The following is a 26811-nucleotide window of genomic DNA, read 5'->3' on the forward strand; positions in this document are numbered from 1 at the left end:
ATCTCCGCAAGTAGCTCGACAATGAATGTTCACCACAATCTTGTCATCCTGACGCAGCAAGGATCATACGAAACTCGACAATGAAAATCAACAATCTTTGTTGAGTTCGTGTGTGATTTCTCCCTTCGGTTGAAATGACAAAAATGCGCAAATCAACTTTGAACACATGTGATTTCTTCTGTGAAATGACAAACTAAACCAAAATATTCTTATGAAAATGAGTGCCCTAGCCCCGATAGAAGTGGAAATCCTTTTTCTGGCTTCTTTAGCCAGGAAAAGATTGGAACGGATAGCGGGATTAGCTCCTGAAAAAAATATAAATTAAATGTGTTTTTCAAGATATACAACTTTGACCAAATTAGAACCACACGTAATTTAAAATCTCCTGTTAGTAAAAAATCATTTTAATCCTTTAATCAGTGGCTAAAAAAACATCTCACTTTATTCCATAAAAAAACTCCTGCTCAGATGAACAGGAGTTTCAAAAACAAATCTAATTTCAATTTCTAATCTAATTCTAATATTTACTTTTTATGCTAAACCACGTGTCAACCAACCTCTTTTATTGGCTGTAACAATGGCGTATGGTGTAATCCAGAATAAGCTAAAGGTGTAAAAAACACTGTATGAATACGCCCAAAGCGAATCTGAAAAATTGTATCTTTTTGCGTAAAACAAAACCGGAAAGCTTGATACGATTAAGATTCCTAAAAATGTTGAACTTAAAAACAATAGTGGGTGAATGGCGATAAAAAAGAACATGAAAAGCATGAACGGATATGCCATAACGATTCTTAATGCCTGGTTGAGCCATAAAAGTCTTGAACCAAATTTAGATCCTTCTCTAAAATCGGTGAAAACATATTTTGCCATTGCAATGTTTTCACGCACATTACTTCTACTCCATCTGATAAACATTTTATACAATCCGGTGTATTCTTCAGGAACGTTTGTTAGTACATACGCATTTCTCTGAAACAATACGTGTTGACCTTGTTTTAAAATCATATTTGTCATGGCGCGATCTTCACCAATGTCAGATGGCTGTCCCATAAAAGTCTGGTTGATCCATTCGTCAAGACAAGCGAAAACGGCTGTTTTTCTGTAAGCTGCTGCTGCTCCGGGAGTACAAAGAACCGAACCTAATTTGCTTTCGGCAGAACGCATGAATTCGAAACTCATTACGAAACTTACATTCAGCATTTTTGGTAAGATTGCTTTTTTGCTGTTTAAAACATGAACGTTTCCTGCCACTGCTCCACATTTTTCGTCTACCACAAACGGGCTAACTAAATTACGTAGGGTATCTTTTTTTACGATTGAATCACTGTCTACCGTTACAAAAATTTCACCTTTTCCTAATTCAAATCCGCGGTATAGGGCGTGACGTTTTCCTGCGTTTGCCGGTTGTTGAAAAATCGTTAAACGATCTCCTAATTTTATTTTGGCTTGTTGCATCCAGTACCAGGTATCATCTTTACTTCCGTCATCAACGGCTAATATTTCAAGTTTATGTGCAGGGAAATCACTGTCGGCCAAACTCAATAAAGTATCCCAAACCAGTTTTCCTTCGTTATACGCAGGAACGATTACGGTAACGGTTGGCAACATTTCATCCGAAACGGATTCGATTGGCTTGTATTTAAAAAACAGGTATAAATTGTACAGGAAAACTCCTGTCTGAAAGAAAAACAACAATCCCGCAATGATCAAAAATGGTAATCCCCAATTTGAGTTCAGACGTTCAATCTGAAACTGATCGAAGTCATCTTGCATATGATAGACAGAATAAGCTCCAACAAACATTAAGATAAAAGTACTTACCAGCACAAATAATCCAAACTTACTTTTGGTTCGCTCGTTTACTTTTTTTGTTGTTGCATGATCATTACTAATACGAAAAATGGAACTGTTTAAGGCTTGTTCGTTATTAAGATCTGATTTCGACGTATAAAATTGTTCTGTTGTTAAGGTTTCACTTTTCATATGACACTACTTTTTGATTGCTTGCTATGGGCTTTTAGTTTATTTGCTTTCCTCCCGATTCGTTATTTTCATTTATCGAAAGGAATATCTACGTTATCCCATTTTGCAAGCGTTGTGCCATTATGTGTTTTTACTGGTTTTGAGTCGTTTAGGGGTTTGGGATTATTTTGACGTGTGTAATTATTATACGGTTTTGGGATACAGTATACAGTTTTTGTTGGGGATTTGGGAGGTTTTTGGGGTTGAGCTTTTGGTGTGCCCAAAAGGGCTTGAAGTTTTATTATAACGCTTTCTGAGATTTATTATTGTTATAACGAGAGAAGTTGAAGGATTTTTGGAATTTAATTTTTAGGAGCTATTTCCAGCCATTCGCTATATCTTTTCCTTGCTAAAGGAGCAAGAAAAAGGATGCCGCTTCTGTCTGGGCTAGGGGTTTTGGGGTTATGAGAACATTTTTTTATTAATTTGAAACTCAGGTATAAATACGCATTGCTTTGTTTTTAATTATTGGTATCCTTGTTGAAAATTAATTTTTACGGATTTACGGTTTTCCGTAAATTAGAAAATTATTTATTAATGATATTTGTTTTGAAAACAGATGTCATTTTACAATTAAAATATTTAGGTAAGAATGTAAATTTTACCAAAACCAAAATCATAGCAAATCGTGAATAAAAAGAAAGAAAAAATCATAAAATTAAGTGATGACATTCTAAACTATCTTTTGAAATTTAAAGAGAAAAATCCAAATTTTACATTTTCACTAAGAAAAAGAGATAGTGTACAATCAAAAGAAAAAAGATTGCACATTGGACAATGGTTTCAAGGTTCACATTATATATATGTTCCATTGTTTAGAAAAGGAGATAATGCTCGAAAAATAAAAACAATTGGATTTGTAATCGGAATCGAAGGAGATGGAAGTTTGGTTAATTACCTAGAGATTTCTTTTAAATCCGGAATTGATGATCCTAAGGAAAAAGAATTTCATACACAATTGGCAAATCACATTGATCTTAAATTACATGAAAAAAATCATGGGATTAAAACATATGAAGATCAAAATGATATATGGAATAACCTTAACAGTTATATAACTGATTTTAGAACTTATGCCTTAAAATTATTGGATGAACTTGATATAAAAAATAGGTATGTGATTACTGAAAATGATTTTCAAAAAGATTTAAATCGTATAAATGCTATAAAAGTAAAATTACATTCACAAATTAAAAAGAATGATGCCAAACAATATGAACTTGAAAATGCATGTAAAATGTTAAATCAAATTTTTTATGGTCCTCCAGGAACAGGAAAAACTTTTCATACAATTAATGAAGCCATTTTTCTTATTAACCCACAGTTCGATTTTAACCAAGATAGGAAAATTATAAAAAAGGAATTTGAAAGATTGGTTATGGAAAACCAAATTATGTTTACAACATTCCACCAAAGTATGAGTTATGAAGATTTTATCGAAGGCATAAAACCTTTAAAACCAGACCCAAGTGATACTTTTGTCAAATATGATGTTCAAAATGGAATTTTTAAATTGATTTGTAAAGAAGCAACTATCTTAAGATCATCTACAAATTTTGAAGATTCATATTCTAAATTTATTGAAGATATACAAGAGAGTGTTTCTTCAATAATATTTGAAACACCTGTTCAAAAAAGAAAGTTTAACATCAGAATAAGTACCAATCAATCCCTTATTGTTATTCCTCAGACTGAAAAGGCAAGTGAAATGAGCGTAACTAAAGAAATGATTAGGGACTATATTTTTGAAGGAAAAATAAGAGATTGGAAATCATATACCGTTGCAATTGGTGAATATTTAAAAGCTAATTATGATATAAAAATTGAAAACGTTGACAATTCTAAGAAAAATTTTGTTCTAATAATTGATGAGATCAATCGTGGAAATGTATCACAAATATTTGGGGAATTAATTACCTTAATTGAAGAAGACAAACGTCTTGACAATTCTGAAGCTTTAGAAGTTATATTACCATATAGTAAAGAAAAATTTGGTGTACCTCCAAATCTTCATATCATCGGAACAATGAATACAGCAGACAGAAGTGTAGAATCTCTAGATTCTGCATTAAGAAGGCGTTTTTCATTTATAGAAATGATGCCGGAGACTGAATTGCTAAGTCCATCTGCATTATATTGCCAGCTCTTATGGAAATACAAAATGGTTGGTTGGGAAGACCCCGAATTTGTGTATGAGGAGAATAAACTATTTGATTTTATTCAAGTTTCAGATGATTTAAAAGCTAAGAAAGTAGCAATTTGGGAGACTATGAAAATTAATAACGAACGAGATGATTTGTCTTATTTTAATAATTTCGAATATACAGGAATCAATCTTCAACTTATTCTGGAAACAATAAATACCAGAATTGAAGTTTTATTAAATAGAGATTACTTAATTGGTCATGCTTATTTTATTAATGTAAAAACAGAAGAAGAATTATTGGATGTTTTTAAAAATAAGATAATTCCACTTTTACAAGAGTATTTTTATAATGATTATCAAAAAATTGCATTGATATTAGGTGAGGGATTTGTTACTTGTCTAGAATTCGCAAAACAAAATAATATATTTGCAAAATTCTCAAGATCATTAGATTTACCAGCAATAGAACCAAAATTTGAATTAATAGAAGATATAGATATTTCAACAGCTATAAACAATTTATTAAACCTTGAATAACAATCGAATCATACAAGTCTTTGAACATCATCAATTAGTAATTGATGATGTTTATAATGGTAATCGTTTTAAAAGAGCAGATTACCAAGCTCTTTCAAAGTTAAATACATTACATAATGGTAAATATTTTGAAATTCGCTATAATGGTATAAAATTCAAACAATTTGTTGGTGTCATTCAAGTAAATGGTTTAACAATTGAGATCTTGCCTAAAATCGATAATGATGGTAAAAGTATCAATGTATGGCAAAAAGTATTAATTGACATGCTTCGTGTCACTAAAAAAATAAAAATTCAGAAATTAGGCAATGCAGATGTAAACCGACAAAATATACATCTCTTAGACATTTATTTTGAGTGGTTTTTAAATGAAGTTCAAACTTTAATTCGTCAGGGATTAATAAAGCAATATTATAAAGAAACAAATAATGTAAAAGCTTTAAAAGGGAAATTAGAATTTGCTAGACATATCAGTAAAAATCTGGTACATAAAGAAAGATTCTACACCACTCACCAAGTTTATGAAAAAGATCATCTTATCCATCAAATAATTTCCAAAGCTTTAGATATTGTAGAAAAATGTACTAGTAATTATTTGTATTCAAGATGCAAAATTGTTCAATTGGACTTTCCAGATGTAAAAAGTATTTCAGTTACTGAAGATACATTTTCTAAAATTTCTAAAACTAGAAAAACTGCTCCTTATGAAACTGCTTTGGCAATTTCAAAATTTATCATTCTAAATTTTGCTCCAAACATTTCTAGTGGTTCAGAAAACATGTTGGCATTATTATTCGATATGAATTCTCTATGGGAAGAATATATCTTAGCAAGACTAAAACAATCAGACAGAGCAGTAAATGTCTATGGACAGAATTCCACCTCTTTTTGGAATGGTATTTCAATCCGACCGGATATTGTAATAGAAAGTGGATCACATAAATTTATTATCGACACAAAATGGAAAAACATTTCTTACACCCAACCTTCAACACATGATTTAAGACAAATGTATGTATATAACGATTATTGGAAATCTACAAAGGCAATGTTACTGTATCCATCTAGCAAAAGTGATTTTGATGGTTTTGTTAAATTTCAGGATCACCATGTGCATGAATATCTTTTAGACAATCGAGAAAAAATTAATCAACACAAATGTGGTCTAGGAAAACTCTCTATTTTCAAACCAGGAACAAATGATTTAAATGACCAAATTGGTAACGAGGTTATAAATTGGTTTTTAGATCATAAATAATTTTTTATAAATTAAATCCCACTACTTCATACATCTCCATCCACAACCTGGTCTTCTCCAAATCCAGTTCCTTCTCAATCTTCCTGAAAATCTCCTCATTGACAGAACCCGATTTATGCATCGATTCTAACTTCGTATGTTTGAGTAAATTGTTTAATCCATTTTTACTTATATTTTTTTAAACTCCTATAATTTATTTAAACTATAAAATTCTGAAGGTGCGTTAAAATCTACTAAATTCATTTTCATTAATTTAGTTTTTGATTTAATAAAATCAATATCTGATTTAGCATTAAAATTTTTCCAGGTATCTGTAATACTATCTACTATAAATTTTTTAGAAACTATATTGTAATTGATATAGCTTGTATACCATCCTTCAGGATTTGAAGATCCATATTCCTGAACCAGAACAATAGTTCCGTTTTTATATGATAAATCAATATGGCTCGAACTCATATCACTGTATAATTCTCCTTTTGGAAAAATTGCTTTTTTACTAATTACTGAATCATGTCCAGAAAAAAAACATATCATTAAATCTGAATTTACACTATCTCTCATTATTATTTTTAATGTATCAAGATGTTTATCAAAATTGAAGTCTTCAATTAATTTGACCTCCTCATTTATTTTCTCATATTTGATATTTTGAGTATTTAGTATTTTACTCGTATTTTGACATGAACAGAGCAAGCAAATAAAGCAGAATAATATAATTTTATTTTTTTCTCTCATCGTAATATTTTTTGAATTTAGTCGGATAATCTGGATTTGTTGTTCTCCATTTAGCACCATTATAATGATATGCAATGCTTTCCCAATCTTTGTTCTTCATGGCACTGATTAATACCTTTACCTAATCACAAGTAATTTCTTTTAAAAAAAATCAAGCTTGTTTAGGCTGAATTACTCTAATTATTAAAATATTTAATCATGTCAACTCTCTCTATTAATTTGTCTTGAAAAATAGTGTCCTCTATTATTTCTCCCGTCTTATTATTTCTATATTTATAAATTACGTACTTGGCAATAAATACTTTTTTAAGTACATCAAAATAGATAATATATGACATTGCATCTCTGGCGGCCCCATATTCTTGAATTAATGATATGGTATCAGAATCATTCCCAAACAAGAAGAAGTTATATTTTCTTTCAGTTTGATAATCTGCCATTCGAAGCAAGAGTCTCGTCGTTTTAATTTTATTTTTTCCATTTAGAATAATTGAGAACCCTACAATAGAATCTTTCGCAGATAGAAAGACAGAATCTTTAATTCCATTTTTATCATAATCTGATGTTATAAAATTGATTAGATCAGGATTTTTATAATATACACTGCTATCTTGTAAATGACTCTTATTTATTTTTATTTTATGATCTATTGGCAAGACGATATCGTCTTGCGCATTAGATTTCCTAGTGCAACAATATAAATGGAACATTGCTAGCAGCAATAGTATTATCTTTAGTTTTCTCTTTTGTTTCATTTTTTCGACTTGTATTCTTCGTAATATTTAGCCATATCTGTGGGATATGAACTGTTATTTACTTTCCAGTTAGAACCATTATACCAATAGGTGAAATTTTCCCAATTTTTATCTTGAAGGGCCTTATGTGCCTTAGTTTTTACTTTTAGCAAGTATGTTTTGAAATAAGAAAGTTGCTGTTTTTCGCACATATTCATAGCATTTTCAAAATCTTTCGGAGTTTTATAGCTATGATAATAATATTCTCCCATTACCTGAAATGCCCCCCAAGAACAAGATTGTATGGCGATATCCTCGTCTATTTCTTTTGCTTTATCAAACTTTTCCAAAGAAGCAATTTCTTCATTTGCTTGTTTTATTCCTTCAGAACTATATACATATCTTCCTGATGCACTATTAACTAAATATGGTTTCATTTCCATTTTTTGCTTAGCAAATAATTCTCCATATTTTGATGAAAGTAATCTATACATATAATGACGTTCATATAAAATTTTAGCAACTTGCTTGTCATTATGCATAGTGAAGTTTTTTCCGGATGATTCTCTTTTAGCAACTGCATAAATCGCAGCAGATTCTGTATCTAATTCATTTGCTAGTTTTTTATAATCCGCATCAGAAATCTTTTCACCTTTACCAGAACATGATTTGTTTACTAATCCCATCTCTAAACAGTAGCAAACAGAAGCTACGCCAATTGTAACTCTTCCACAATGTTCCCAACTGTCTGGTACATCTCCCTTAAGTTCAAGCCAAGCATCAGTATTATCTTTAAAATAAAAATCAATAAACTGAACCTTTTCCATCAGGTTTTTGCTAAATACAATCTCAATAATATCTCCGTATTTTTTTATTCCCAAATCATGTTCTACTTCTTTTTTATGATTCGAAACAAATTCTTGTCCTGCAATAGTTGTGAGCTTATACCTTAAATAGCCGTCAGGATCACTTGCATACTGATGTGCTTTTTGAAGTTTAAACTTTAATACAGTTTTTCCTTTTTTGATTGTTTCAGGCTTAAATTCAATTTTCACATCAGATATTGCCTGATAGGCCTCTTTTAGATATGCCGAAATAATTTTTGCTTTACTTGCTGTTCCAACTTTAAAATCATCACTACTCAATAGCTGTGCAAAAGGTACAAAATCGTACTTACTTACATAATCATAAAAATTAATCCCCATTATTTTTTGCTTTTAGTTTTTTAGCTGCAATCATTATTATATCATCTTCTGTAGTTCGTATCATCATCTTTTTAGCAGTTTTTGTCATGCTTTGGTGGGCAAATATGACACTTTCAGATTGCACTTTTACCATAATGTTTTTTGCTTGTTTTATAATTGCCATACTCTTTAGTTAAAACTTGAATTTTCACCCGAATGTCCATTTAGATTTTTCGCGCTGTGTATATCTATATCATCTTCTGTTGTACTGATGTTCATCTTCCCTGCAATTTCCCCTGCAGTTCCGCCCACGGTTCTGATATAGTTTTCATCTGCAATTTCGGTTCTGTTATCTGATTTTTCAAATAAATTTCCATTGGCAGTTATTGTAATATTATTTCCTGCAGTTTGTGTTATATCATTATCTGCCTCTTGAATAATATTTGTTCCTGCTTTCAACGTAATACTCTCTGAAGCATCAAGAATGATATTTTTAGCTCGTATGGTAACAGTTTCCGGAGAAGTCACATTGATATTCTTATTCTCTTCATCCAAATGAATTTCATTTCCACTAGGATCAGAAAGTATAATACCAATTTTCTCAATGAATTTAAGCAATTGACCAAAGCGCATTCTTATAGCTTTTATCATATTTTCACGATCAAAGAATTCCGGTTTTGCTTTACCGTTATACTGCGATCCTGAAACATAAGGACATTGAATATTTCCTCCTTCAAAATTAACCATTACTTCATCGCGTATTTCCGGTCTCCAATAGATGCCCCTACCTTCACCTGAATAGGCTTGTATAACACGCATCCAGTCGCTTGAGGTGCTTCCGCTTGCCCAATAAAATTCTACTTTTACACGACCTAAACCTTCGGGATCATTGTTGTCTATTATTCTGGCAGGCTGGGTTTCGGCTTTGGCAAAAGCATGAACATTGGTATAATGTGGCGCAGCTACATCTGCCGGAATTGCCTTGAACTCGCAGGTGTAATTTCCGTGAACTTCAGAATGGTGTGTTGCTTCAATAACAATTAACTCGTGTTCTACGGTTTGGTTTACAATAGTAAACACTTGCCCAAGTCCTAATGGCAAATAAGAGATTCCGCTATAATACACACTATTGGCATCACTGCCGGCAGTTTGCAATTTGACCATTTCATCAATTTCTTCCTTACTTTGGGCATTATTGGTATAAGCACCAATTCTTAATTCTGGCTGGGCTATAGTCCCCTGATTAAATCCTATTACGGAGGCAAAACTATCTTTACTTCCTGCTGATGTTCTACCTGCAGAATTTCGGATACTTTCGGCATTATTGTAATTATAGCCCGCCAAAGAAATTTTATGCGCCGACATATTGGCTTCTATCTTAAAACGATGCAGCGAAGCGCCGTTGATCAGTTTAATTTTTGTGTGTGAAGTTTGTCCGAGCTGCATACGCATTCCGTCAAAATAAAACCATTGTCCATAACGGGCTGAAAGTCTTTTAAGAAAGTTAAAACTGGTTTCATTATACTGCGCCATATACTTAAATTCTTTAAGATAAGTTGATCTTATAGCAGCTCGTTGGTAAAATTCTCCAGGTCCTTCTGCAAATATACTCAGTGCAATATCATCCAAACCTCGTTCGAGATAGGTTCTCGATTTTTTCATATCATCCAGAACAATGGTGTGACTTATTCCTGTAACGTGCAAACCTGCCGGACTACCGTGAAGGTCAACGGAAGTAAGATTATTAATAATTCCTTTACTCATTAATTTGATTCCGGTTAAACTTTTAAAAGTAAAAATAACTTCGTCGCCAAGATACTTTCTTATTGCTTTGGCCTGATCTGCAGGATCAATGATTGCTTTTCCTGTATATTGCCAAACAAATGAAAAATGATGATGATCTGCCATCTTTTGTGATAACTTTAAATCATAATAAACGATGTTTTGAGTAAATCCTGAAATTGTAATATGTACCTGGTCTGAAAAGTGTGCCATAATAGATTATGCTAATTAGTAAATTAAATAATTATTTAAACCATCAATTTATTACGTGTTTTTTAACGACGAAATCGATTAATTAAATATATAACTGGAAGAATTTTAGATTTACTACAAAAAGTTATTATACTATTAGAATAAGGCAATTTTATATCAACTCGTTTTGGTACGAAATAAAAAAAGCCCAACTATAAAGTTGAGCTTTCTTAATATTTAAAAAGATTTATAATTAAAAATGTATTCCATAAAGTCTGCTTTTTTCTTCAAAAAAAGGAATAATTCGGTTTTTATTAAATTCCAACCCCCCTACTCCTCATACATCTCCATCCACAACCTAGTCTCCTCCAAATCAAGTTCCTTCTCAATCTTCCTAAAAATCTCTTCATTTACAGAACCCGATTTATGCATCGATTCTAGCTTTCCGCGTTCCACATTCAAAAGATCGATTTGAAGTTTGGTGAAGTCGTTGAAAATCTCGCCACCCATTATATTTCCTTTTCCGAAGAAATTGGCTGGAAGTTCGGTTTTTTGCAGGCGGTTGAATTTTACCTCATATTTGCTTTTTATGTTATGGAGCAAATCATCGTTGAGTAAGGAGAAATTATCTTCGATATGGGTAATGGTTTGCGAAACGATAATGTTTCTTATCTCATATTCTTCAGCAATGATGGAGTACTTTTCGATTTTTAGTTTTTTAATCAGCCAGGGTAATGTTAGTCCCTGAATGACCAAAGTCGAAAGGATCACACAAAACACCAGGTAAATGATGAGGTTTCGTAATGGGAATGCTTCCGTTTCGTTCATCATTAGCGGAAGCGCCAAAGCCGCAGCCATCGACACCACACCACGCATTCCCGACCAGCCGAAAACAATCATGTTCCGGAAATCAAATTCTTCCTGCAAACGGATTTTTTTACTGATATATCTTGGCAGCAATGTCGCCGGAATTACCCATAAAAAACGCACCAAAATCACGACCAAACTTACCGAAGCACCCCAAATAAACAAAGACCAACCGGAGTAATCCCCGATTCCTTCTATAATTTGTCGCAACTGCAATCCTATTAAAATAAAGATCAATCCGTTTAGAATATTGGTTAGAACACTCCAGATTGTTCCCGTCATGATTCGGCTTTCGTGCGTGAAAATCGTTCCTGATCTCGCCGAAAGAAAAAGTCCGGTTGCCACTACAGCCAAAACTCCCGAAGCTTCAAAATGTTCCGCAATCAGATAAGAAGCAAAAGGTGTTAATAAAGTTAAAGTCGCTTCGATCACCTCATCGCAAACAAACTTTTTATGAATAAAACTCATGATGTAGCCTACGCCTAAACCTATACCGATTCCTAAAACCGACATGATCACAAAATTCAGTCCGGCTTGCCAGAGTACAAAATTTCCGGCAGTAATAGCGGTCAAAGCATATTTGTAAGCGACAAGTCCACTCGCATCATTCACCAGACTTTCGCCTTCGAGAATTGCAATTAATCTTGGGTGCAAACCCAAACCTTTTGTAATCGAAGTTGCCGAAACCGCATCAGGAGGAGAAACAATCGCACCCAATAAAAAAGCTAACGGCCAAGAGATATCATCTATCAGCATATGGGCTGCAATGGCTACGGCCACAGTGGTAAAAAGCACTAAACCTACAGCCGCCAAAGTAATTGGTCTTATGGTTTGTTTAAAATCAGACCAACTGGTGTACCACGCCGCGTGATACAAAAGTGGCGGCAAGAAGACAATAAACACCACTTCGGGACTTAAGGCAATTACCGGAAGCCCCGGAATTACACTAATGATTACGCCGCAAAGTACCAGCACAATCGGAATGGGGAAATTGTATTTTTTACTGATGAGGCTCAAAAAAGCAACACCAAATAGTAACATGATAATTACGGTAATATTTTCCATTTTCTGATTGTTTTGGTAATTCTGGTATTTAGAGTACGAATATAATATTTTTAATTTTTCTTTTTTTAGCCACAGATTAAAAGGATTAAAATGATTTTTTCTTTTGAGTGTGGTTAGTTTTTGCACGCAGATTTGGCAGATTGAGCAGATTTTATTTTCTGGTTTGTGTATTGGTCTATATGTAAAACTATGTCTCTTTAACTTTTGAAACTTTGTCAAAGTTTTAAACTTTGACAAAGTTGCCGCACAATAAATCCTTTTAATCTGTGGCAAAAAAAATTGAACACAACACATTAAACTCAACCCCGCAAAACCTCTTTTAACCAAATTTTATCATACTTTCCATCATAAATAACCCAAAAAAAATTACATTTGACCCTTAAATTCATTGCCTTATATTATGATTCAGAAAAGAAATTTTATTGGTTTACTGACCTTGTTAGCTGTCTTTTTTTACGCGCCGTTAACCTATTCACAAACCAAGGCGGCTACAACTGAAACTGCACCGGTTAAAGCTGATACTACTCCGCCTAAACCCCAAACCAAATCGAAACTTTTTGAAGAAAGTGCTACCGACAGCGATTATTTAATGGCGATCGAAAAAGCGGGAGAAGTTTTGGAATCTGCTCATAATGACACCGAATTTGACGGAAACAGTCATCGTTTGTTTGGAGAAATTAAACGAACGCAGGGAAAACTCGATCTTATTCTGGTAAGCTTAAAAGGGGCAAACCCTAACGTGCGCAACCAGCAAATGTATCGTATTGTGCTCAAAGAAATCGAACAGGAACTTGACGAACAAAATACGGCAATTAATTCCCGCAATCTTGCACTTGAAAAAATCAAAGGCAGGGTAATTGATTTGCGCAAGGATAAAACTTTAATGGGACTTTTGAAAGATACCATTAAACGCCAGCAATTTAAAAAAGAATTTGCCAATCTTAAAGAAAGATACCTGAGCACAGACAGTTTAATGAACAAAAATCAGGGCATTTTAAATACCAATAAAAGACTTACCGTAGAACGAAAAATTGCGGTTTCGAATGCGCTAATTACCGTAGAAGGTAAATTGGAACAATCCGGAATAAGCATGCTCAGAAAAGAATATCCTGCTTTATGGAGTATCAGCGATTCTACTTCTAAAAAATTAGTCGGAAAAAATATCAGGGCTAAAATAATTATCGAAGAAAATGTCGCTTCGTACTATTTGAGTTATAAAGCAGGCGCATTGATCTTTTTGGTCTTATTAATGGGATTATTGGGCTGGTACATTTTTCGTAATTTAAAATACCTTAAAAATAACGGCCACGAAGAACATTTATCTGAATTTAACTTTAAATATATCAATAACGGCATCATTGTTCCTGTTGCTGTAGTAGGCCTTAACATTGCGGTAGTGAGCAATTTGTATGCTCCGGCGATGTTTATAGAGCTTATTCAGCTTGGTCTTTTGGGACTTATTACGATTCTATTCAAAGACAATTGGTCAAAAGTGGCGATGCGCAATTGGCTGTTGCTTTTAGTTTTATTTTTTGTTTTGTGTTTCCTTGACTTATTTATTGCCGTTGGGTTTATACAACGCTGCGCTTTTATTATCATCAATATTTTGGGTGTTCGTTATGGATTCGTTCAAATTAAAACACTAAAAGATCAGCTTTACTACAAAGGATTTTTTAAATGGGCAACGATCATTTTTATTGGTCTGAATGTACTGGCAATCCTTAATAATCTTTTTGGAAGAGTTTCTCTTGCCAATATGTTAAGCATAACTGCTTTTATATCGCTTACTCAAATTGTTGCACTAAGTGTACTTTTGAAAATAATTTTAGAAATTATCCTTTTACAAATTTATACGACGCGTGTAAAACGTGGTATCGAAAAGATTTTTGATTACGAAAGCTTGTCTGAAACACTCAAAAAACCTTTCATCATCGTGATTAGTTATATGTGGATTGTGGTCATTGCAGCCAATTTAAACATTTGGGAATCTTTACGTACGGGTTTAAATTCATTATTAAGTCATCCCAATACCATCGGAAGTATCACTTTTACGCTTGGAAACATTGTATTGTTTTTTATCATTATCTGGGTTGCGCATTTATTGCAGAATTATGTAGCGTACTTTTTTGGTGAAGTTGATGATGAAAACGAAGAAAACATCAACAAAAAGCAACATTCTAAATTATTGATCACGAGACTTGTGGTTTTAATTTGCGGTTACCTTTTGGCCGTTGCTGCATCAGGAATGCCTTTAGACAAACTGAGTATTTTACTTGGAGCTTTGGGTGTTGGTGTCGGACTTGGACTTCAGAGTGTGGTGAACAATTTCGTTTCGGGGATTATTTTGATTTTTGATAAACCCATACAAATTGGAGACGTAATCAATATTAGTTCAGAATCAGGGCGAGTAAAATCGATGGGACTGCGTACCACCAAAATCAACTCGGCAAACGGAGCGGAAATTATTATACCAAATGGTAATTTATTGTCGCAAAACATTACGAACTGGACGTATACTGATAATTTTAAACTGGTAGAAATTGCTGCAGAAGTCAGCGGAGATGTTATGCCGGAAGACATTAATGCCTTAATATTATCCTCTCTTGAAAGCATGGATTTGGTAAATAACACAAAACCTCCGCATATTTATTACACTGCAATTGCCGATGAAAAATTCAAACTGCAAATAAAATTCTGGTGCAGTATTTACCGTACCGAAGAAACTATTAGCAGTGCGCGTCAGGTACTTTTTAGCAATTTTAAAGCTAAAGGTTTAACCATCTCAACATAATATTTACAAACTAATATTAATCAAGATGCTATATTAAAATCCGTTAAATTAAATTTTTGACGGATTTTTTTTGAGGTTAATTTCCGTGATAAGCAGATAGTAACAATTGTTGTACAATGTAAACTCTTTTTTTATTTTTATAATTCATTAAAAAAGAACCTATAAAAAACCGTAAACCATTAATTTTAAAAACAATACCCGAAATTCACAAATTATTGATTTAGAATCTAAAGCGTTAAATTTATCGGTATAGTACTGATTAATAGTAATAAAATTAGTTCTATCTTAGCAGAATTAAATCGATTTTGAATTAAATATGATCTCTAATTAAGAGAAAGACAGTTCAAAACAGGATAATGCAAAAAAGTAAAATGTGAATTGAATTGCTGAAAAAGTAAAAAATTTATAATATTCAAATGATTAAACAGAATTACAATTTATTGCTGGCGGATGATGATGAAGATGATTGCGATTTTTTTAAAGAAGCACTGGATGAATTAACGCTTCCCGTATCTCTCGTAACTGTTAATGATGGCGTGCAGCTTATGGATTTTTTAGCAGATCATTCCAGAGACAATTTACCGGACTTGCTTTTTCTGGATCTTAATATGCCCCGAAAAAATGGTTCTGAATGTCTAAAAGAAATAAAAGAAAGTGAAAATCTCAAAAACCTTCCGGTGATTATTTTTTCTACTTCGCTGGACAATTCAATTGTAGACGTGATGTATGCAAAAGGTGCAACGTATTACATTCGTAAACCCGGCGAATTTTCTCAATTAAAAAAAGTAATCGAAAATGCCCTTATTTTGGCATCCCAAAATAATTTCAAGCAACCTCGAAGAGAGCAATTTATACTCCAACCCTAATTCGTTTCCAGAATGAGTTTTACAGATCATAAACATTATTTTCTATCCGATGGTGGCGAAATGGGCAAATTGATACGCGCTAAAGATTGGAGTACAACATCTTTAGGCGATCCTGAAAACTGGCCGCAAAGCCTTAAAACCATTGTGGCCCTAATGCTCAACAATCCCTTTGGAATGTTAGTGGTTTGGGGAGAAGATTATACCCAAATATACAACGATACTTACAGCCAAATTCTGGGTTCAAAACATCCTAAAGCTTTAGGGATTAGTTCTCAAACCACATTTTCAGAAGTTTGGGATATCCTTGCACCTATGTTTCATGATGTAATGAATGGAAGTTCTGTTAGTTTTCCTGATTTTAAGCTCACATTAGACAGAAATGGATATGATGAAGATTATTATTTTGATTTCTCGTACAGCCCTATTAAAAAAGAAGATGGTGTTGTAGGCGGTCTTCTGGTTACGGTAATCGAAACTACAGAAAAAGTAAGAGCAACTGCAGCTCTTAAAGAAAGTAATCACAGATTTAGAAACAACATCATGCAGGCTCCCGTAGCCATGTGTGTTATGAGAGGACCAGATCATGTTGTAGAAATTGCCAACGATCAGATGATTCAGTTATGGGGAGTCGAAGCCAGTGAAATTATTAACAAACCTGTTTTTGACGCTTTACCCGAAACAAGAAATCAATATCTTGAAGATGTACTCAATAGTGTGTACAAAACCGGAATAAAATTTGTTGCCAACGAGCAACTTGTTAAGCTGCCCCGCAACGGAAAAATAGAAGATACGTACTTGAATTTTGTTTATGAAGCCCTAAGAGAAGCCGATGGCAGTATTTCGGGCGTTGTTGGAATTGCGATAGAAGTAACTTCGCAAGTACTTTCGCGATCAAAAGTGGTAGAAAGTGAGCAAAAAGTAAGAGAGCTGGTCGAAAATGCACCTTTCCCAATTGCATTATATGCAGGAAAGGATATGATTGTTGAACTGGCCAATGATTCTATTATAAAAATATGGGGAAAAGGGAATGACGTTATCGGAAAATCATTTAAAGATGTAGTTCCGGAACTGGATAACCAATTGGTTTTTGAACAAATTAGTGAAGTCTTAACCAGCGGAAAATCTTTTCATACCCAAAATACACCTCTTGATCTTACTGTTGACGGAAAATTTCATACTTATTATTTTAATTACAGCCTAACGCCCATATATGACGTAAACGGCAATGTATATGGTGTAATGAATACAGGAGTCGATTTGACAGATCTGAATTTAGCCAAGAAAAAAACAGAGGAAAGCGAGCAAAACCTGCGTAGTATGGTATCGCAGTCGCCTATTGGTATCTGCGTATTGGATGCAGCAACTTTAATAACTGAAATTGTAAACGACAGTTTCATAGAAGTTGCAGGAAAAAAATACGAGGAAATTGCAGGAAAAAATTATTGGGACGCTTTTGCTGAGGTAAGAGCTGCTTACGAAGTTCCGTTGCAAAAGGTAATTGAAGAAGGTAATCCGTTTTATGCCAATGAGGTGGAGATGAATCTCATCAGACATGGCCAAGAAGAAAAAATATATGTGACTTTTGTTTATGCTCCGCTAAAAAATACAGAAGGAAAAGTAACAAAAATTGCCATTTGGGTATTGGACAATACACCGCAGGTACATGCCCGACAAAAAATTGAAGAAGCTGACAAACGTTTCAGAAATACGGTGAAACAAGCTCCTGTAGGAATTACGATTTTACGCGGTCCTAACCACGTAGCAGAAATGGCCAATGAAGCTTATTTAAAATTGGTAGGAAAAGAAGAAAGTGCCTTTGTTGGCAAACCTTTGTTCGATTCTTTGCCGGAAGTAAAAGGAACCGTTGGCGAGCTTTTGGATACTGTGTATTCAACCGGTATTCCTTATCACGGAAATGAATTGCCGGTGCCGATCAATAGATCTGGAGATCCGGAAATTTTCTATTTTGATTTTCTTTACCATCCTTTAAAAGAAGAAAATGGAGAAATTTCAGGCATCATCGTTACCGCAACCGAAGTTACTGAAAAAGTTGAGGCCAGAAAGAAAACAGAACTTAACGAAGAGAGACTTAATATTATAGTTGAAGCCAGTGAACTGGGTACTTGGGAATTGTATGTAAAAACAAAAAACCTTCAATATTCCAATCGATATCTGGAAATTGTAACAGGTTATAAAAACAAGGAATATCTAACTCATGCCCAACTTCTTAGCCATGTTCACCCTGATGATTTACACATACGAGAGAAAGCTTTTAAAGAAGCTATTGCCTTAGGAAACATTCATTATGAAGCCAGGGTAATATGGGATGATCAATCTATTCATTGGGTAGAAGCAAAAGGAAAAGTATTTTATGACTCCGAAAACAATCCCGAAAGATTGTTAGGAACTATACGAGATATTACCGACGAAAAAAATCACCAGCAGGAACTTGAAGCCAGCGAAAAAAGATTCCGTAGACTGGTAATGGAATCTCCTGTTCCTAAAGCAATTTTAAAAGGGAAGGATATGTTGATCGAAATGGTCAATGGTGCCTTATTGAAAAATATCTGGAGAAAAAATGAAAAAGATATTCAGGGTAAAAATATATTAGAGGTTTTCCCGGAACTCCAAAAACAAAAATATGCCCAACTGCTAAATGACGTTTATACGAGCGGAAATCTGCATTCAGAATCTGAGTCTTTATTCTATATTACTATTGATAATATGGACCATAAAATGTATATCGATTTTGAATTTGCACCTCAGCGTGAGTTAGACAATAGCATTTCAGGGATAAAAATCACCATGATTGATGTCACCGAAAAAGTAGAGGCAAGAAAAAAAATAGAAGAAAGCGAAAAAAGATTCCGTTCTCTGACCGAAAGTATTCCGCAGCTTATTTGGGAAACAGATGATAAAGGAAACGCTTTGTTTACATCTGGCAAATGGTTTGAATATACAGGCGTAGTTCCTAGTGGTGAAGAAGTATGGAAAGCCATGATTCATCCTGACGATTTTGAGGAAAACAATAAAGTATGGAGTAAAAGCCTGGCAACCGGAGCAATGTATAAAGCAGATGTGAGGGTTTTAAGGAAAGACGGAACGTATAGATGGCACTCTGTTATTGGTGAACCTGTTTTGAATAAAGACAATAAAATCATTAAGTGGGTAGGTGCTTTTACCGATATCCAGACAGAAAAAGCTTTTACCCAGGAATTAGAAAAACAAGTTACAGCGCGTACCAAAGAACTCGCGCAAAAAAATGTCGAACTGGAGCAAATGAACAAAGAACTTCAGTCGTTTGCCTATATTTCGAGTCACGATTTACAGGAACCTTTAAGAAAAATTCAAACTTTTGCAACGCAGATTATCGAGAAAGAATCTGAGAATTTATCTGATTCAGGAAAAGATAAATTTCAGCGAATGCAAAATGCAGCACAGCGAATGCAAACGCTTATTAATGATTTGCTCTCCTACTCGAGAACCAATATTCAGGAAAGAAAATTCGAAAAAGTAAATCTTTCTACCATTATCGATGAGGTAAAAGAAGACCTGAAAGAAGAACTGGAGCAAAAAGGAGCCATAATAGAAATTGACAATACCTGCGAAGCAAATATTATTCCGTTTCAGTTCAGACAACTATTATATAATCTGGCCAGTAATTCCATAAAATTTGCCAATCCGGATATCCCTACAGTAATAAAAATAAACTGTGAATTTACCAAAGGTGAAAATTTAGATCATGAATCTTTAGTTAAAGAAGCAACTTACTGCCACATTAGTTTATCGGATAATGGTATTGGTTTTGAACCCCAGTACAGCAAAAAGATATTCGAAGTTTTTCAGCGTTTACACGGAAAACTCGAATACACCGGAACAGGAATTGGCCTTGCAATCGTAAAAAAAATAGTAGAAAACCACAACGGAATCATCACTGCAAAAGGCGAAAAAAATAAGGGAGCTACTTTTGACATTTATATCCCTGTAGTTTAAAATTAAAACAATAAAAAACGGAAACAACTTTTAGAAAGTCGTTTCCGTTTTCGTTTCTAATTCTCCCAAGGAATTAGAAAAATTTACTTTGATAGATTATCTTGTATAAACAGTAATAATACCAGTTGCTTTATCTTTCAATTTCAGCTCTTTGTTTGTAAGGTTCATGATATCGCTAGTTGAGCTTAAAGCACCAATAGTAAGCGTTAAATCATTATGAGATCTTACGTAAGTTCCTGCAGTTTCTACTAAGGCGCAATCAGAACCATTGTAATCACCAATAACTGCTGCATTACTCAATCTTAGATCTAAATAATCTCTACTACATCCCGCTTGATTTTGCGGAGCATCTGTTAAGACTTCTTTCCCATCGATAATTACTCCTGTTTGGCTAAGGTTGTATTTTCCCTGAATTGGAACGATTGTTTCCCCGTCATTGTCATCGCTGCTACAAGATCCTGCAAATAAACCAATGCTCAATAATAATCCGAATAATATTCTTTTAGTTTTCATGTTTGATTTCTTTAAAATTATTTTATGCTAAATTAGTTTTAAAGTCCTCCAACAATGTTCTATAATTTTCGGTTTGATTTACATAATTTCATTTCAGTTTAAAGAATTTATTTACGGAATCGAATTATCAATGTTATTTACATGGCTTATTACTTACGTATTTGCCAATCATATAACTTGTAATGGGTCTTAAATATTGACTACGCCTCTCAGGATGAGGCCCAATTTGATTAAAGCATTCTAATGAATCTCCTGATCTGGCATAAAACACTATAGCCTTTTCGTTTTTAAAGAATGGTGTTGTATCACATACTTTAATCCTTTTAAGATTAACAAGATTTGGATCTAACAGTTCAATGTTGTTATCTGCCGCTTTCAAATCGCAATCTACAATCTCATAGTTATTACCAGTCCATTGCATGCAGCCTTTATTTGGAAATGCAAAAAAGATAACCGGAAACCCTATAAATAAAACCAATCCCAGTCCTATTATAGTATTTCTAATTCTTTTGTTCAATTTGCCCGGAGTTTTTTCCTGAATAGAGACAAATGCATTGATTGCTTGTGGCGTTGATTTTATTTCTTCAGTAGTACTTTCTGTTACTTCTTCACTTTCTTTTACCTCAACATGTTCCTTTTCTTGTATTATCCCCTTCTCTATTCCTTTTTCTCTCTCCTTTTCATCAAGAAAAACTTCCAGATCTCCTGAACCCTCATTTTGTCCCTTTTGTTGATTTACTAAAACTACTCCATCATCACCTTTAATTTCATCAGGATATAAATTGTGAATTCTAAATTTATTAAAAGGCCGCGCTTCAAAACCTACCAATATTGCAGCCATATTTACTGCCTCAACATTTGCAGGGTCGGTTTCTCCTTTAAAGAAAGTCTCAATAGGTCTGAATTTATCTTTTTGATCATCAAACTTGTTTTTTTTAGTAACATCAAAAGATAATCCTAATAAGGAACTAAAAACATTTAAATCATCCTGATTTCTGTTTTGCTGCAGAAATAACTCCCAACATAAATTACGAAGTCTACCTCTAGTTGGATTATCTAAATAAACAAAGTATTCGCTGTTTCTAACCTCTTCATATTTATTTTTTACAGCAATTTTATAATCATCAAAAGTATTGTTTGGCATGGGTTTTCTGGAATTTTAAGGATTTCTCATTTGGATTTTTAAGGAATTTTGCGGAATTATCAGGACTTCAAAAAATACTTCGGAATTCCCGGAATTCCCTCTCAATTCAGGCTCAAAGCCGTTGTTACTTTGCCTCAGAATTAGTTCTTGTTCGATATCGAATTAAAACAAAAATACAAAACTAGTTCAATTAAAAGTACGGAAAACCGTAAGACGAAATTTATCCGGGAAGTATAAATCAATCTTACTGTCTACGCACTTCACTTCCCAACACAAAATGATGTTGCATTAAAAGTTCCGGAAAAGTTCCGAACAGCAATACTCATGCTTAATCCTTAAATATAAAAAAAATGAAAAAGCTAATATTATTGGGAGCGTGCGCTCTATTGACAACTATGATTTCTTGTACTGCTGACGATTTCGAAGAAGTTCACAAAAAGGTAAATCCTGAAAAACCATCATATGCCGGGCCGGGTGATGAACCAATTATTGTTCCTCCACCAAAAAAACCAGATTAATAATAACAGTAATTAACTTATAATTAAATACTATATTCGTAGAAATTTGATTTTACATCAAACTAACATCCGGAAAAGTTCCGAACAGCGATACATTTGTCTAATTTTAAATCAAAAAAAATGAAAAAGATGTTTTTATTAAGTGCGTTTGCGCTATTGACTTCGACTGTAATTTCTTGTACTTCTGACGATTTCGAAGATACTAAAGCGAATATAAAAACCGAAGTACCAGCATACGCTGACGGACCTGGAGATTCTCCTATCGTGGTTCCGCCACCACCACCACCAAAACAATAAAATAATAAACAATAAAAGTCTTTAATTTACAATTAATCACTATTTTCGGGGAAAGTACCTTTTATGTTACGATCCCCGTTTTTTTGTTTTCTTTTTTTCCTTTTTTTCCTTTCGTGCAAAGAAACAACACCAACTTCTGGTAACTCAACATCTGTTTCAGAAGAAGGTTATCTTTTTAGGGAAAAAGGAATTTTTAATTTCAAAAATAAAAACTTTAATAGTGCTTTTTACAACTTCAATAAATCTAAAATGGCGTTTGAAACTACAAAAGACAGTTCTAATATTGTCTATAACCTCATTCAAATGGCTTCCATCCAGCAAATAAACGGCGATTATTATGGCAGTAAAGAAACACTCACAGAAACTTTACCGTATGTAAAAAACAGAGACGTTTACAGTGCAGCAATAAATAATTTCTTCGGGATTGCTGATAAAGAACTTTCCTTATATAATGATGCCATTTCTAATTATAAAGAGGCTCTTAAAGATTGTAAAGATGAAATATCAAAACAACCTTCTTTAAATAATATTGCCGTCGTTTATATTCACCAAAAAAAATATAACGAAGCTATAAAAGTTTTAGTGTCTATATTGAACCAAAAATCAATTAATAAAAACCCCTCTAGAAAAGCCCGGGTTTTAGACAATTTAGGTTTTGCTTATTTTAAAGACGGATTAACCGAAAAAGGACTTTCATTAATGAACGAAGGTTATCAACTAAGAAAACAAATTGCTGATTTCTACGGAAGTATCGAAAGCAATTTACATCTTGCTGAATTTTATTTAAAAACAGATTCTAAAAAATCGAATCAATATGCACAAGCGGCATATGAAATCGCTACAAGATTTAATAGTGTCGATGAACGTTTGAAAGCTTTGTCTTTTTTAATTTCGAATGATTCCGGAAATAAAAATGTACAATATGCTCAAAAGTATGTTACTATAAATGATAGTATTATAAAGGTTCGTAACAACTTTAAAAACAAGTTTGCCAAAATTAAATACGATTCTAAAAAAGAAAAAGACGAGAACCAAAAACTTCGTTTAGAGAAAGCAGAAAATCTATTGTCGATTCAGGAACAAAAATATCAAAAAGTAGTGGCCGGTATTGGGGTCATCTTTTTGATTATTGTAATTTTTATTCTAATACGATATTATAAAAACAGAGGCCGAATCGAGAAAATAAAAACAGCTTATGATACTGAAACCCGAATTGCTAAAGATATTCATGATGAATTGGCAAATGACGTTTTTCATGCAATGACTTTTACTCAAACGCAACCTTTGACCAGCGAGAATACTAAGGAAACATTGGTTCAAAAACTAGACAATATTTATTCTCGTGTTCGCAGAATTTCGCAAGAAAACAGTACAATCGATGTCACATCAAATTATGCTGCCAACTTAAAAGAAATGCTTTCGACTTATAATAGCGAGACTACAAACGTCATTATTAATAATATCGAAAAAGTAAATTGGGAATTAGTCGATAATATAAAAAAGGTCACGATTCATAGAATTCTGCAAGAATTAATGGTGAATATGAAAAAACACAGTCATGCTTCATTGGTGGTTGTAAAGTTCGAAAGTAACGGAAAAATGCTTTTTATTGATTATACAGATAATGGAAAAGGCTGCGAAAAAGATCAAATTATAAAAAATGGTTTGCAAAATATGGAAAACCGTATTCTGGCCATAAAAGGAACTATTACTTTTGACTCTGAACCGGATAAAGGTTTTAAAGTAAAAATAACTCTGCCTAAATAAAAGCCATATGTTTAAAAAAGTAATAATTGCCGAAGATCTTGACGGTATTAATTTAGCAATCGAACAAACCTTAAAAGATTTAGAAATTGTAAATTTTCAAAACTCAAAATATTGTGATGACGCTTTTCTAAAAATACGAAAAGCTATTCTGGACAATGAACCTTATGACTTATTAATTAGTGATCTTTCATTTAAAAAGGATCATCGCGACGTACAGATTACTTGTGGTGATGAACTTGTTGAAAAGGTTCGGGAATTACAGCCTGATATTAAAATTATCGCCTATTCGGTAGAAGATAAAAGCCATCGCATTAAATCTCTTTTTGATAATGCTGATATTGATGGCTTTGTATTAAAAGGCCGAAATAGTATTGAAGATTTAAAAAAAGCAATTCACATTACTTCAACTTCAGATCAAAAGTTTATTTCTTATGAAGTTGCTTCTGCGCTTCAGGAAAAAAGCAATTTTGAAATCGATGATTTAGATATTCAAATTTTAAAACACCTATCATCAGGAACTTCGCAAGACGAAATTATACAAATCTTTAAAGACTTAGGCATCAAACCCAACAGCAAAAGTGCAATGGAAAAAAGACTTTCAAAACTAAAAGATTTTTTTAAAGCAAATAATACTGTTCATCTGGTTTCTATTGCAAAAGATATGGGGATCATTTAAAATATCGTTTACTATTATAATTCTATAAAGCTCCTTCGGGGCTTTTTTTATGGCTTAAAATTTAAAAAAATACGGATTATGGATTTCCGTAAAATACTGGTTTTAATTGGATTTACATTTGGATAATTACAAATTAAAATATTAACAAGTATGATAAACGATTTAAAAAAGTTCTTAAACGAAGAACAAGATCCAAAAGCGGTCGAAAAACTTTTAACTAAAGTTAACGGATTACTTACTTCTGGAGAGCAGGTAGAATACATTGCCGTACAAAAAAAACCAGTTGTAAATCTTTCACCAGATTGTATAGCTCTAACTAATAAAAGAATAATCTTTTGTAGACCAAGAAATCTAGGATTATCAATGGATTTTCAGGATTATGCATGGAAAGACATACTAGATTGTCACATGAAAGAGGGAATTATTGGGGCAACCTTTTCTATGAAAACAGTCAAAGGAAATATGAATATGCTCGATTACCTACCAAAAGCTCAAGCCAGAAAACTATATCAATTTGCGCAACAAAAAGAAGAAGAAATGATTGCATATAGACGTGAGCATGATCTGGAAAATAAAAGAGCAATTGCCGGGGGAGGAATTACTGTAAATGCGAATTTACCTATTCCTCAAAATGTAGCAGAGCAAAAAGAAGATCCACTGGAAACACTTCAAAAATTAAAAAAATTATTAGATAGTGAGATTATATCACAAATGGAATTTGACACAAAAAAAACAGCAATTTTATCTAAAATGTAAATTATGAAAAGTAAACTAACCGCAGCAATTTTAACTTTCTTTCTTGGAGGAATTGGTATTCATAAATTTTATTTAGGACAATCTGTACAAGGAATTCTTTATCTCCTCTTTTGTTGGACATTCATTCCTGCAATATTGGCATTTTTTCAGTTTTTTGGACTATTGCTAATGTCTGATCATTCGTTTAATCAAAAATATAACACAGGTTTTTAGGTGATTGTAATTGGAGAAAAAAATGCTAAAGTTCTTTGTAAAGAAATCATACAAATTAATTTAAATCAATAAAATTATGGAAACATATACAAATAGAAGTGGTGCGTCAGGAATCTCTGCGTACGAAATTGGAGCAGATTATATTCGGGTAAGATTTTCTTCGGGAGATACTTATAAATATAGCTACAGAAAAGCTGGGCAATCTAATGTTGAAAATATGAAGAGATTAGCAATAAAAGGCATTGGGCTTAATAGTTATATTAATAACAATGTTAAATTTAAGTATGATTAAATTTTCGGAGTTAGAAATAATTATAAACGTTATCCAAAAAGCCTATGCAAAAAAACTACCTCATCTTATTTTTATTATTTACGTTTTTATCCTGCAAAAAAGCTTCTGCTCCTCCTCCACCGGAAATTAATTCGTTTTTAAAACAAGTAATTACGCCCGATGATCGAAAAACAATTACTGCCGAAGAAGCAAAAACGTATCATGTAAACGATACTTACCAATACAAATACAGAACCGGAAATCCCGGAAAATACGAATACAATTATGATGTAAAAGGAATCAACATTGATGGTGATTCGGTTTTTGGGAATATCAATGTTGAAGGAAAGTATGGCGCAGGAATTTTACTTGGCGATACTATTCCTGATATTGAAATTAAAACTGAATGGGTTTCATACGGAAAACTAAATGCCACCGATTTAAATGGAAATAAATACCAATTAATTGTCAAATAAAA

At 33.1% G+C, this 26811-nt stretch carries 23 protein-coding genes; 13 read left to right on the top strand and 10 right to left on the bottom strand.

The genetic code is table 11. The features are described from left to right. Window positions 1-531: 531 nt before the first annotated feature. On the bottom strand, window positions 532-1986 hold the full coding sequence (locus B0M43_RS23115; protein WP_065451476.1) for a glycosyltransferase family 2 protein: 1455 nt from the start codon (window positions 1984-1986) through the stop codon (window positions 532-534). Window positions 1987-2653: 667 nt separating this feature from the next. Here B0M43_RS23115 and B0M43_RS24685 point away from each other — a divergent pair. Both B0M43_RS24685 and B0M43_RS23125 read left to right on the top strand, forming a co-directional pair. Further along, window positions 2654-4708: an McrB family protein gene (locus tag B0M43_RS24685; RefSeq protein ID WP_078005579.1), complete on the top strand. Its 2055-nt coding sequence runs from the start codon at window positions 2654-2656 to the stop codon at window positions 4706-4708. Beyond that, complete coding sequence (locus B0M43_RS23125; RefSeq protein ID WP_078005580.1) at window positions 4701-5966, top strand: McrC family protein; 1266 nt, start codon at window positions 4701-4703, stop codon at window positions 5964-5966. Before B0M43_RS24685 ends, B0M43_RS23125 begins: the two co-directional genes overlap by 8 nt. A gap of 186 nt (window positions 5967-6152) precedes the next feature. On the opposite strand, the gene B0M43_RS23130 is transcribed toward B0M43_RS23125, so the two are convergent. From B0M43_RS23130 to B0M43_RS23155, 7 genes are all read right to left on the bottom strand, one after another. After that, window positions 6153-6530 carry a hypothetical protein gene (locus tag B0M43_RS23130; RefSeq protein WP_078005581.1) on the bottom strand — a complete coding sequence of 126 codons (378 nt, stop codon included), beginning with the start codon at window positions 6528-6530 and terminating at the stop codon, window positions 6153-6155. Between the two features lie 157 nt (window positions 6531-6687). Beyond that, window positions 6688-6804, bottom strand: coding sequence for an N-acetylmuramidase domain-containing protein (locus B0M43_RS23135; RefSeq protein ID WP_078005582.1), 117 nt, complete (start codon window positions 6802-6804; stop codon window positions 6688-6690). 76 nt (window positions 6805-6880) lie between these two features. Continuing rightward, entirely contained in the window at window positions 6881-7459 is a 579-nt protein-coding gene (locus tag B0M43_RS23140; protein WP_078005583.1) for a hypothetical protein, read from the bottom strand. After that, entirely contained in the window at window positions 7456-8643 is a 1188-nt protein-coding gene (locus B0M43_RS23145) for an N-acetylmuramidase domain-containing protein (RefSeq protein WP_078005584.1), read from the bottom strand. Before B0M43_RS23145 ends, B0M43_RS23140 begins: the two co-directional genes overlap by 4 nt. Next, entirely contained in the window at window positions 8633-8806 is a 174-nt protein-coding gene (locus B0M43_RS24570) for a hypothetical protein (RefSeq protein ID WP_168199984.1), read from the bottom strand. Before B0M43_RS24570 ends, B0M43_RS23145 begins: the two co-directional genes overlap by 11 nt. Window positions 8807-8811: 5 nt before the next feature. Next, window positions 8812-10617 carry a type VI secretion system Vgr family protein gene (locus B0M43_RS23150; protein WP_078005585.1) on the bottom strand — a complete coding sequence of 602 codons (1806 nt, stop codon included), beginning with the start codon at window positions 10615-10617 and terminating at the stop codon, window positions 8812-8814. Window positions 10618-10926: 309 nt separating this feature from the next. Beyond that, a complete protein-coding gene (locus B0M43_RS23155; protein WP_078006132.1) occupies window positions 10927-12528 on the bottom strand; it encodes a Na+/H+ antiporter in 1602 nt (533 codons plus the stop codon). Between the two features lie 400 nt (window positions 12529-12928). On the opposite strand from B0M43_RS23155, the gene B0M43_RS23160 reads away from it, so the two are divergent. The 3 genes from B0M43_RS23160 to B0M43_RS23170 all read left to right on the top strand — a co-directional run bounded on the left by B0M43_RS23160 (window position 12929) and on the right by B0M43_RS23170 (window position 20178). Next, complete coding sequence (locus B0M43_RS23160; protein WP_078005586.1) at window positions 12929-15319, top strand: mechanosensitive ion channel family protein; 2391 nt, start codon at window positions 12929-12931, stop codon at window positions 15317-15319. Between the two features lie 416 nt (window positions 15320-15735). After that, window positions 15736-16185, top strand: coding sequence for a response regulator (locus B0M43_RS23165; RefSeq protein ID WP_078005587.1), 450 nt, complete (start codon window positions 15736-15738; stop codon window positions 16183-16185). 12 nt (window positions 16186-16197) lie between these two features. Continuing rightward, a complete protein-coding gene (locus B0M43_RS23170) occupies window positions 16198-20178 on the top strand; it encodes a PAS domain S-box protein (RefSeq protein ID WP_078005588.1) in 3981 nt (1326 codons plus the stop codon). 96 nt (window positions 20179-20274) lie between these two features. Here the strand turns inward: B0M43_RS23170 and B0M43_RS23175 are convergent, their stop codons facing one another. Next, window positions 20275-20691, bottom strand: coding sequence for a lipocalin family protein (locus tag B0M43_RS23175; RefSeq protein ID WP_065451464.1), 417 nt, complete (start codon window positions 20689-20691; stop codon window positions 20275-20277). Between the two features lie 133 nt (window positions 20692-20824). After that, window positions 20825-21835, bottom strand: coding sequence for a hypothetical protein (locus B0M43_RS23180; RefSeq protein WP_078005589.1), 1011 nt, complete (start codon window positions 21833-21835; stop codon window positions 20825-20827). A gap of 350 nt (window positions 21836-22185) precedes the next feature. Between B0M43_RS23180 and B0M43_RS24575 the strand changes: the two genes are divergently transcribed. From B0M43_RS24575 to B0M43_RS23210, 8 genes are all read left to right on the top strand, one after another. Further along, window positions 22186-22353 (top strand): hypothetical protein, encoded by a 168-nt coding sequence (locus B0M43_RS24575; RefSeq protein ID WP_168199985.1) that lies wholly within the window; start codon window positions 22186-22188, stop codon window positions 22351-22353. Window positions 22354-22473: 120 nt separating this feature from the next. Continuing rightward, a complete protein-coding gene (locus B0M43_RS24580) occupies window positions 22474-22650 on the top strand; it encodes a hypothetical protein (RefSeq protein ID WP_168199986.1) in 177 nt (58 codons plus the stop codon). Between the two features lie 249 nt (window positions 22651-22899). After that, the gene (locus tag B0M43_RS23185) at window positions 22900-24417 is read left to right on the top strand and encodes an ATP-binding protein (protein ID WP_371295972.1); all 1518 of its coding nucleotides are present in this window, start codon (window positions 22900-22902) and stop codon (window positions 24415-24417) included. Window positions 24418-24424: 7 nt separating this feature from the next. Beyond that, the gene (locus tag B0M43_RS23190) at window positions 24425-25093 is read left to right on the top strand and encodes a response regulator transcription factor (RefSeq protein WP_078005591.1); all 669 of its coding nucleotides are present in this window, start codon (window positions 24425-24427) and stop codon (window positions 25091-25093) included. Between the two features lie 150 nt (window positions 25094-25243). Next, a complete protein-coding gene (locus B0M43_RS23195) occupies window positions 25244-25849 on the top strand; it encodes a PH domain-containing protein (protein ID WP_078005592.1) in 606 nt (201 codons plus the stop codon). A 3-nt stretch (window positions 25850-25852) separates the two neighbouring features. Further along, window positions 25853-26062, top strand: coding sequence for a TM2 domain-containing protein (locus tag B0M43_RS23200; RefSeq protein ID WP_078005593.1), 210 nt, complete (start codon window positions 25853-25855; stop codon window positions 26060-26062). A gap of 76 nt (window positions 26063-26138) precedes the next feature. Then, window positions 26139-26354 carry a hypothetical protein gene (locus B0M43_RS23205; protein ID WP_078005594.1) on the top strand — a complete coding sequence of 72 codons (216 nt, stop codon included), beginning with the start codon at window positions 26139-26141 and terminating at the stop codon, window positions 26352-26354. A 44-nt stretch (window positions 26355-26398) separates the two neighbouring features. Next, window positions 26399-26809 (top strand): hypothetical protein, encoded by a 411-nt coding sequence (locus tag B0M43_RS23210; RefSeq protein WP_078005595.1) that lies wholly within the window; start codon window positions 26399-26401, stop codon window positions 26807-26809. The last annotated feature ends 2 nt before the right edge of the window (window positions 26810-26811 follow it).

The organism is Flavobacterium sp. KBS0721, from assembly GCF_002007065.3.
Taxonomy (GTDB): domain Bacteria; phylum Bacteroidota; class Bacteroidia; order Flavobacteriales; family Flavobacteriaceae; genus Flavobacterium; species Flavobacterium piscis.

Bases quoted from the DNA above. Each gene is read 5' to 3' on its own strand.
- B0M43_RS23115 (WP_065451476.1), bottom strand. From the start codon at position 1,986: ATGAAAAGTGAAACCTTAACAACAGAACAATTTTATACGTCGAAATCA.
- B0M43_RS23130 (WP_078005581.1), bottom strand. From the start codon at position 6,530: ATGAGAGATAGTGTAAATTCAGATTTAATGATATGTTTTTTTTCTGGA.
- B0M43_RS23135 (WP_078005582.1), bottom strand. From the start codon at position 6,804: ATGAAGAACAAAGATTGGGAAAGCATTGCATATCATTATAATGGTGCT.
- B0M43_RS23140 (WP_078005583.1), bottom strand. From the start codon at position 7,459: ATGAAACAAAAGAGAAAACTAAAGATAATACTATTGCTGCTAGCAATG.
- B0M43_RS23145 (WP_078005584.1), bottom strand. From the start codon at position 8,643: ATGGGGATTAATTTTTATGATTATGTAAGTAAGTACGATTTTGTACCT.
- B0M43_RS24570 (WP_168199984.1), bottom strand. From the start codon at position 8,806: ATGGCAATTATAAAACAAGCAAAAAACATTATGGTAAAAGTGCAATCT.
- B0M43_RS23150 (WP_078005585.1), bottom strand. From the start codon at position 10,617: ATGGCACACTTTTCAGACCAGGTACATATTACAATTTCAGGATTTACT.
- B0M43_RS23155 (WP_078006132.1), bottom strand. From the start codon at position 12,528: ATGGAAAATATTACCGTAATTATCATGTTACTATTTGGTGTTGCTTTT.
- B0M43_RS23160 (WP_078005586.1), top strand. From the start codon at position 12,929: ATGATTCAGAAAAGAAATTTTATTGGTTTACTGACCTTGTTAGCTGTC.
- B0M43_RS23165 (WP_078005587.1), top strand. From the start codon at position 15,736: ATGATTAAACAGAATTACAATTTATTGCTGGCGGATGATGATGAAGAT.
- B0M43_RS23170 (WP_078005588.1), top strand. From the start codon at position 16,198: ATGAGTTTTACAGATCATAAACATTATTTTCTATCCGATGGTGGCGAA.
- B0M43_RS23175 (WP_065451464.1), bottom strand. From the start codon at position 20,691: ATGAAAACTAAAAGAATATTATTCGGATTATTATTGAGCATTGGTTTA.
- B0M43_RS23180 (WP_078005589.1), bottom strand. From the start codon at position 21,835: ATGCCAAACAATACTTTTGATGATTATAAAATTGCTGTAAAAAATAAA.
- B0M43_RS24575 (WP_168199985.1), top strand. From the start codon at position 22,186: ATGAAAAAGCTAATATTATTGGGAGCGTGCGCTCTATTGACAACTATG.
- B0M43_RS24580 (WP_168199986.1), top strand. From the start codon at position 22,474: ATGAAAAAGATGTTTTTATTAAGTGCGTTTGCGCTATTGACTTCGACT.
- B0M43_RS23185 (WP_371295972.1), top strand. From the start codon at position 22,900: ATGGCGTTTGAAACTACAAAAGACAGTTCTAATATTGTCTATAACCTC.
- B0M43_RS23190 (WP_078005591.1), top strand. From the start codon at position 24,425: ATGTTTAAAAAAGTAATAATTGCCGAAGATCTTGACGGTATTAATTTA.
- B0M43_RS23195 (WP_078005592.1), top strand. From the start codon at position 25,244: ATGATAAACGATTTAAAAAAGTTCTTAAACGAAGAACAAGATCCAAAA.
- B0M43_RS23200 (WP_078005593.1), top strand. From the start codon at position 25,853: ATGAAAAGTAAACTAACCGCAGCAATTTTAACTTTCTTTCTTGGAGGA.
- B0M43_RS23205 (WP_078005594.1), top strand. From the start codon at position 26,139: ATGGAAACATATACAAATAGAAGTGGTGCGTCAGGAATCTCTGCGTAC.
- B0M43_RS23210 (WP_078005595.1), top strand. From the start codon at position 26,399: ATGCAAAAAAACTACCTCATCTTATTTTTATTATTTACGTTTTTATCC.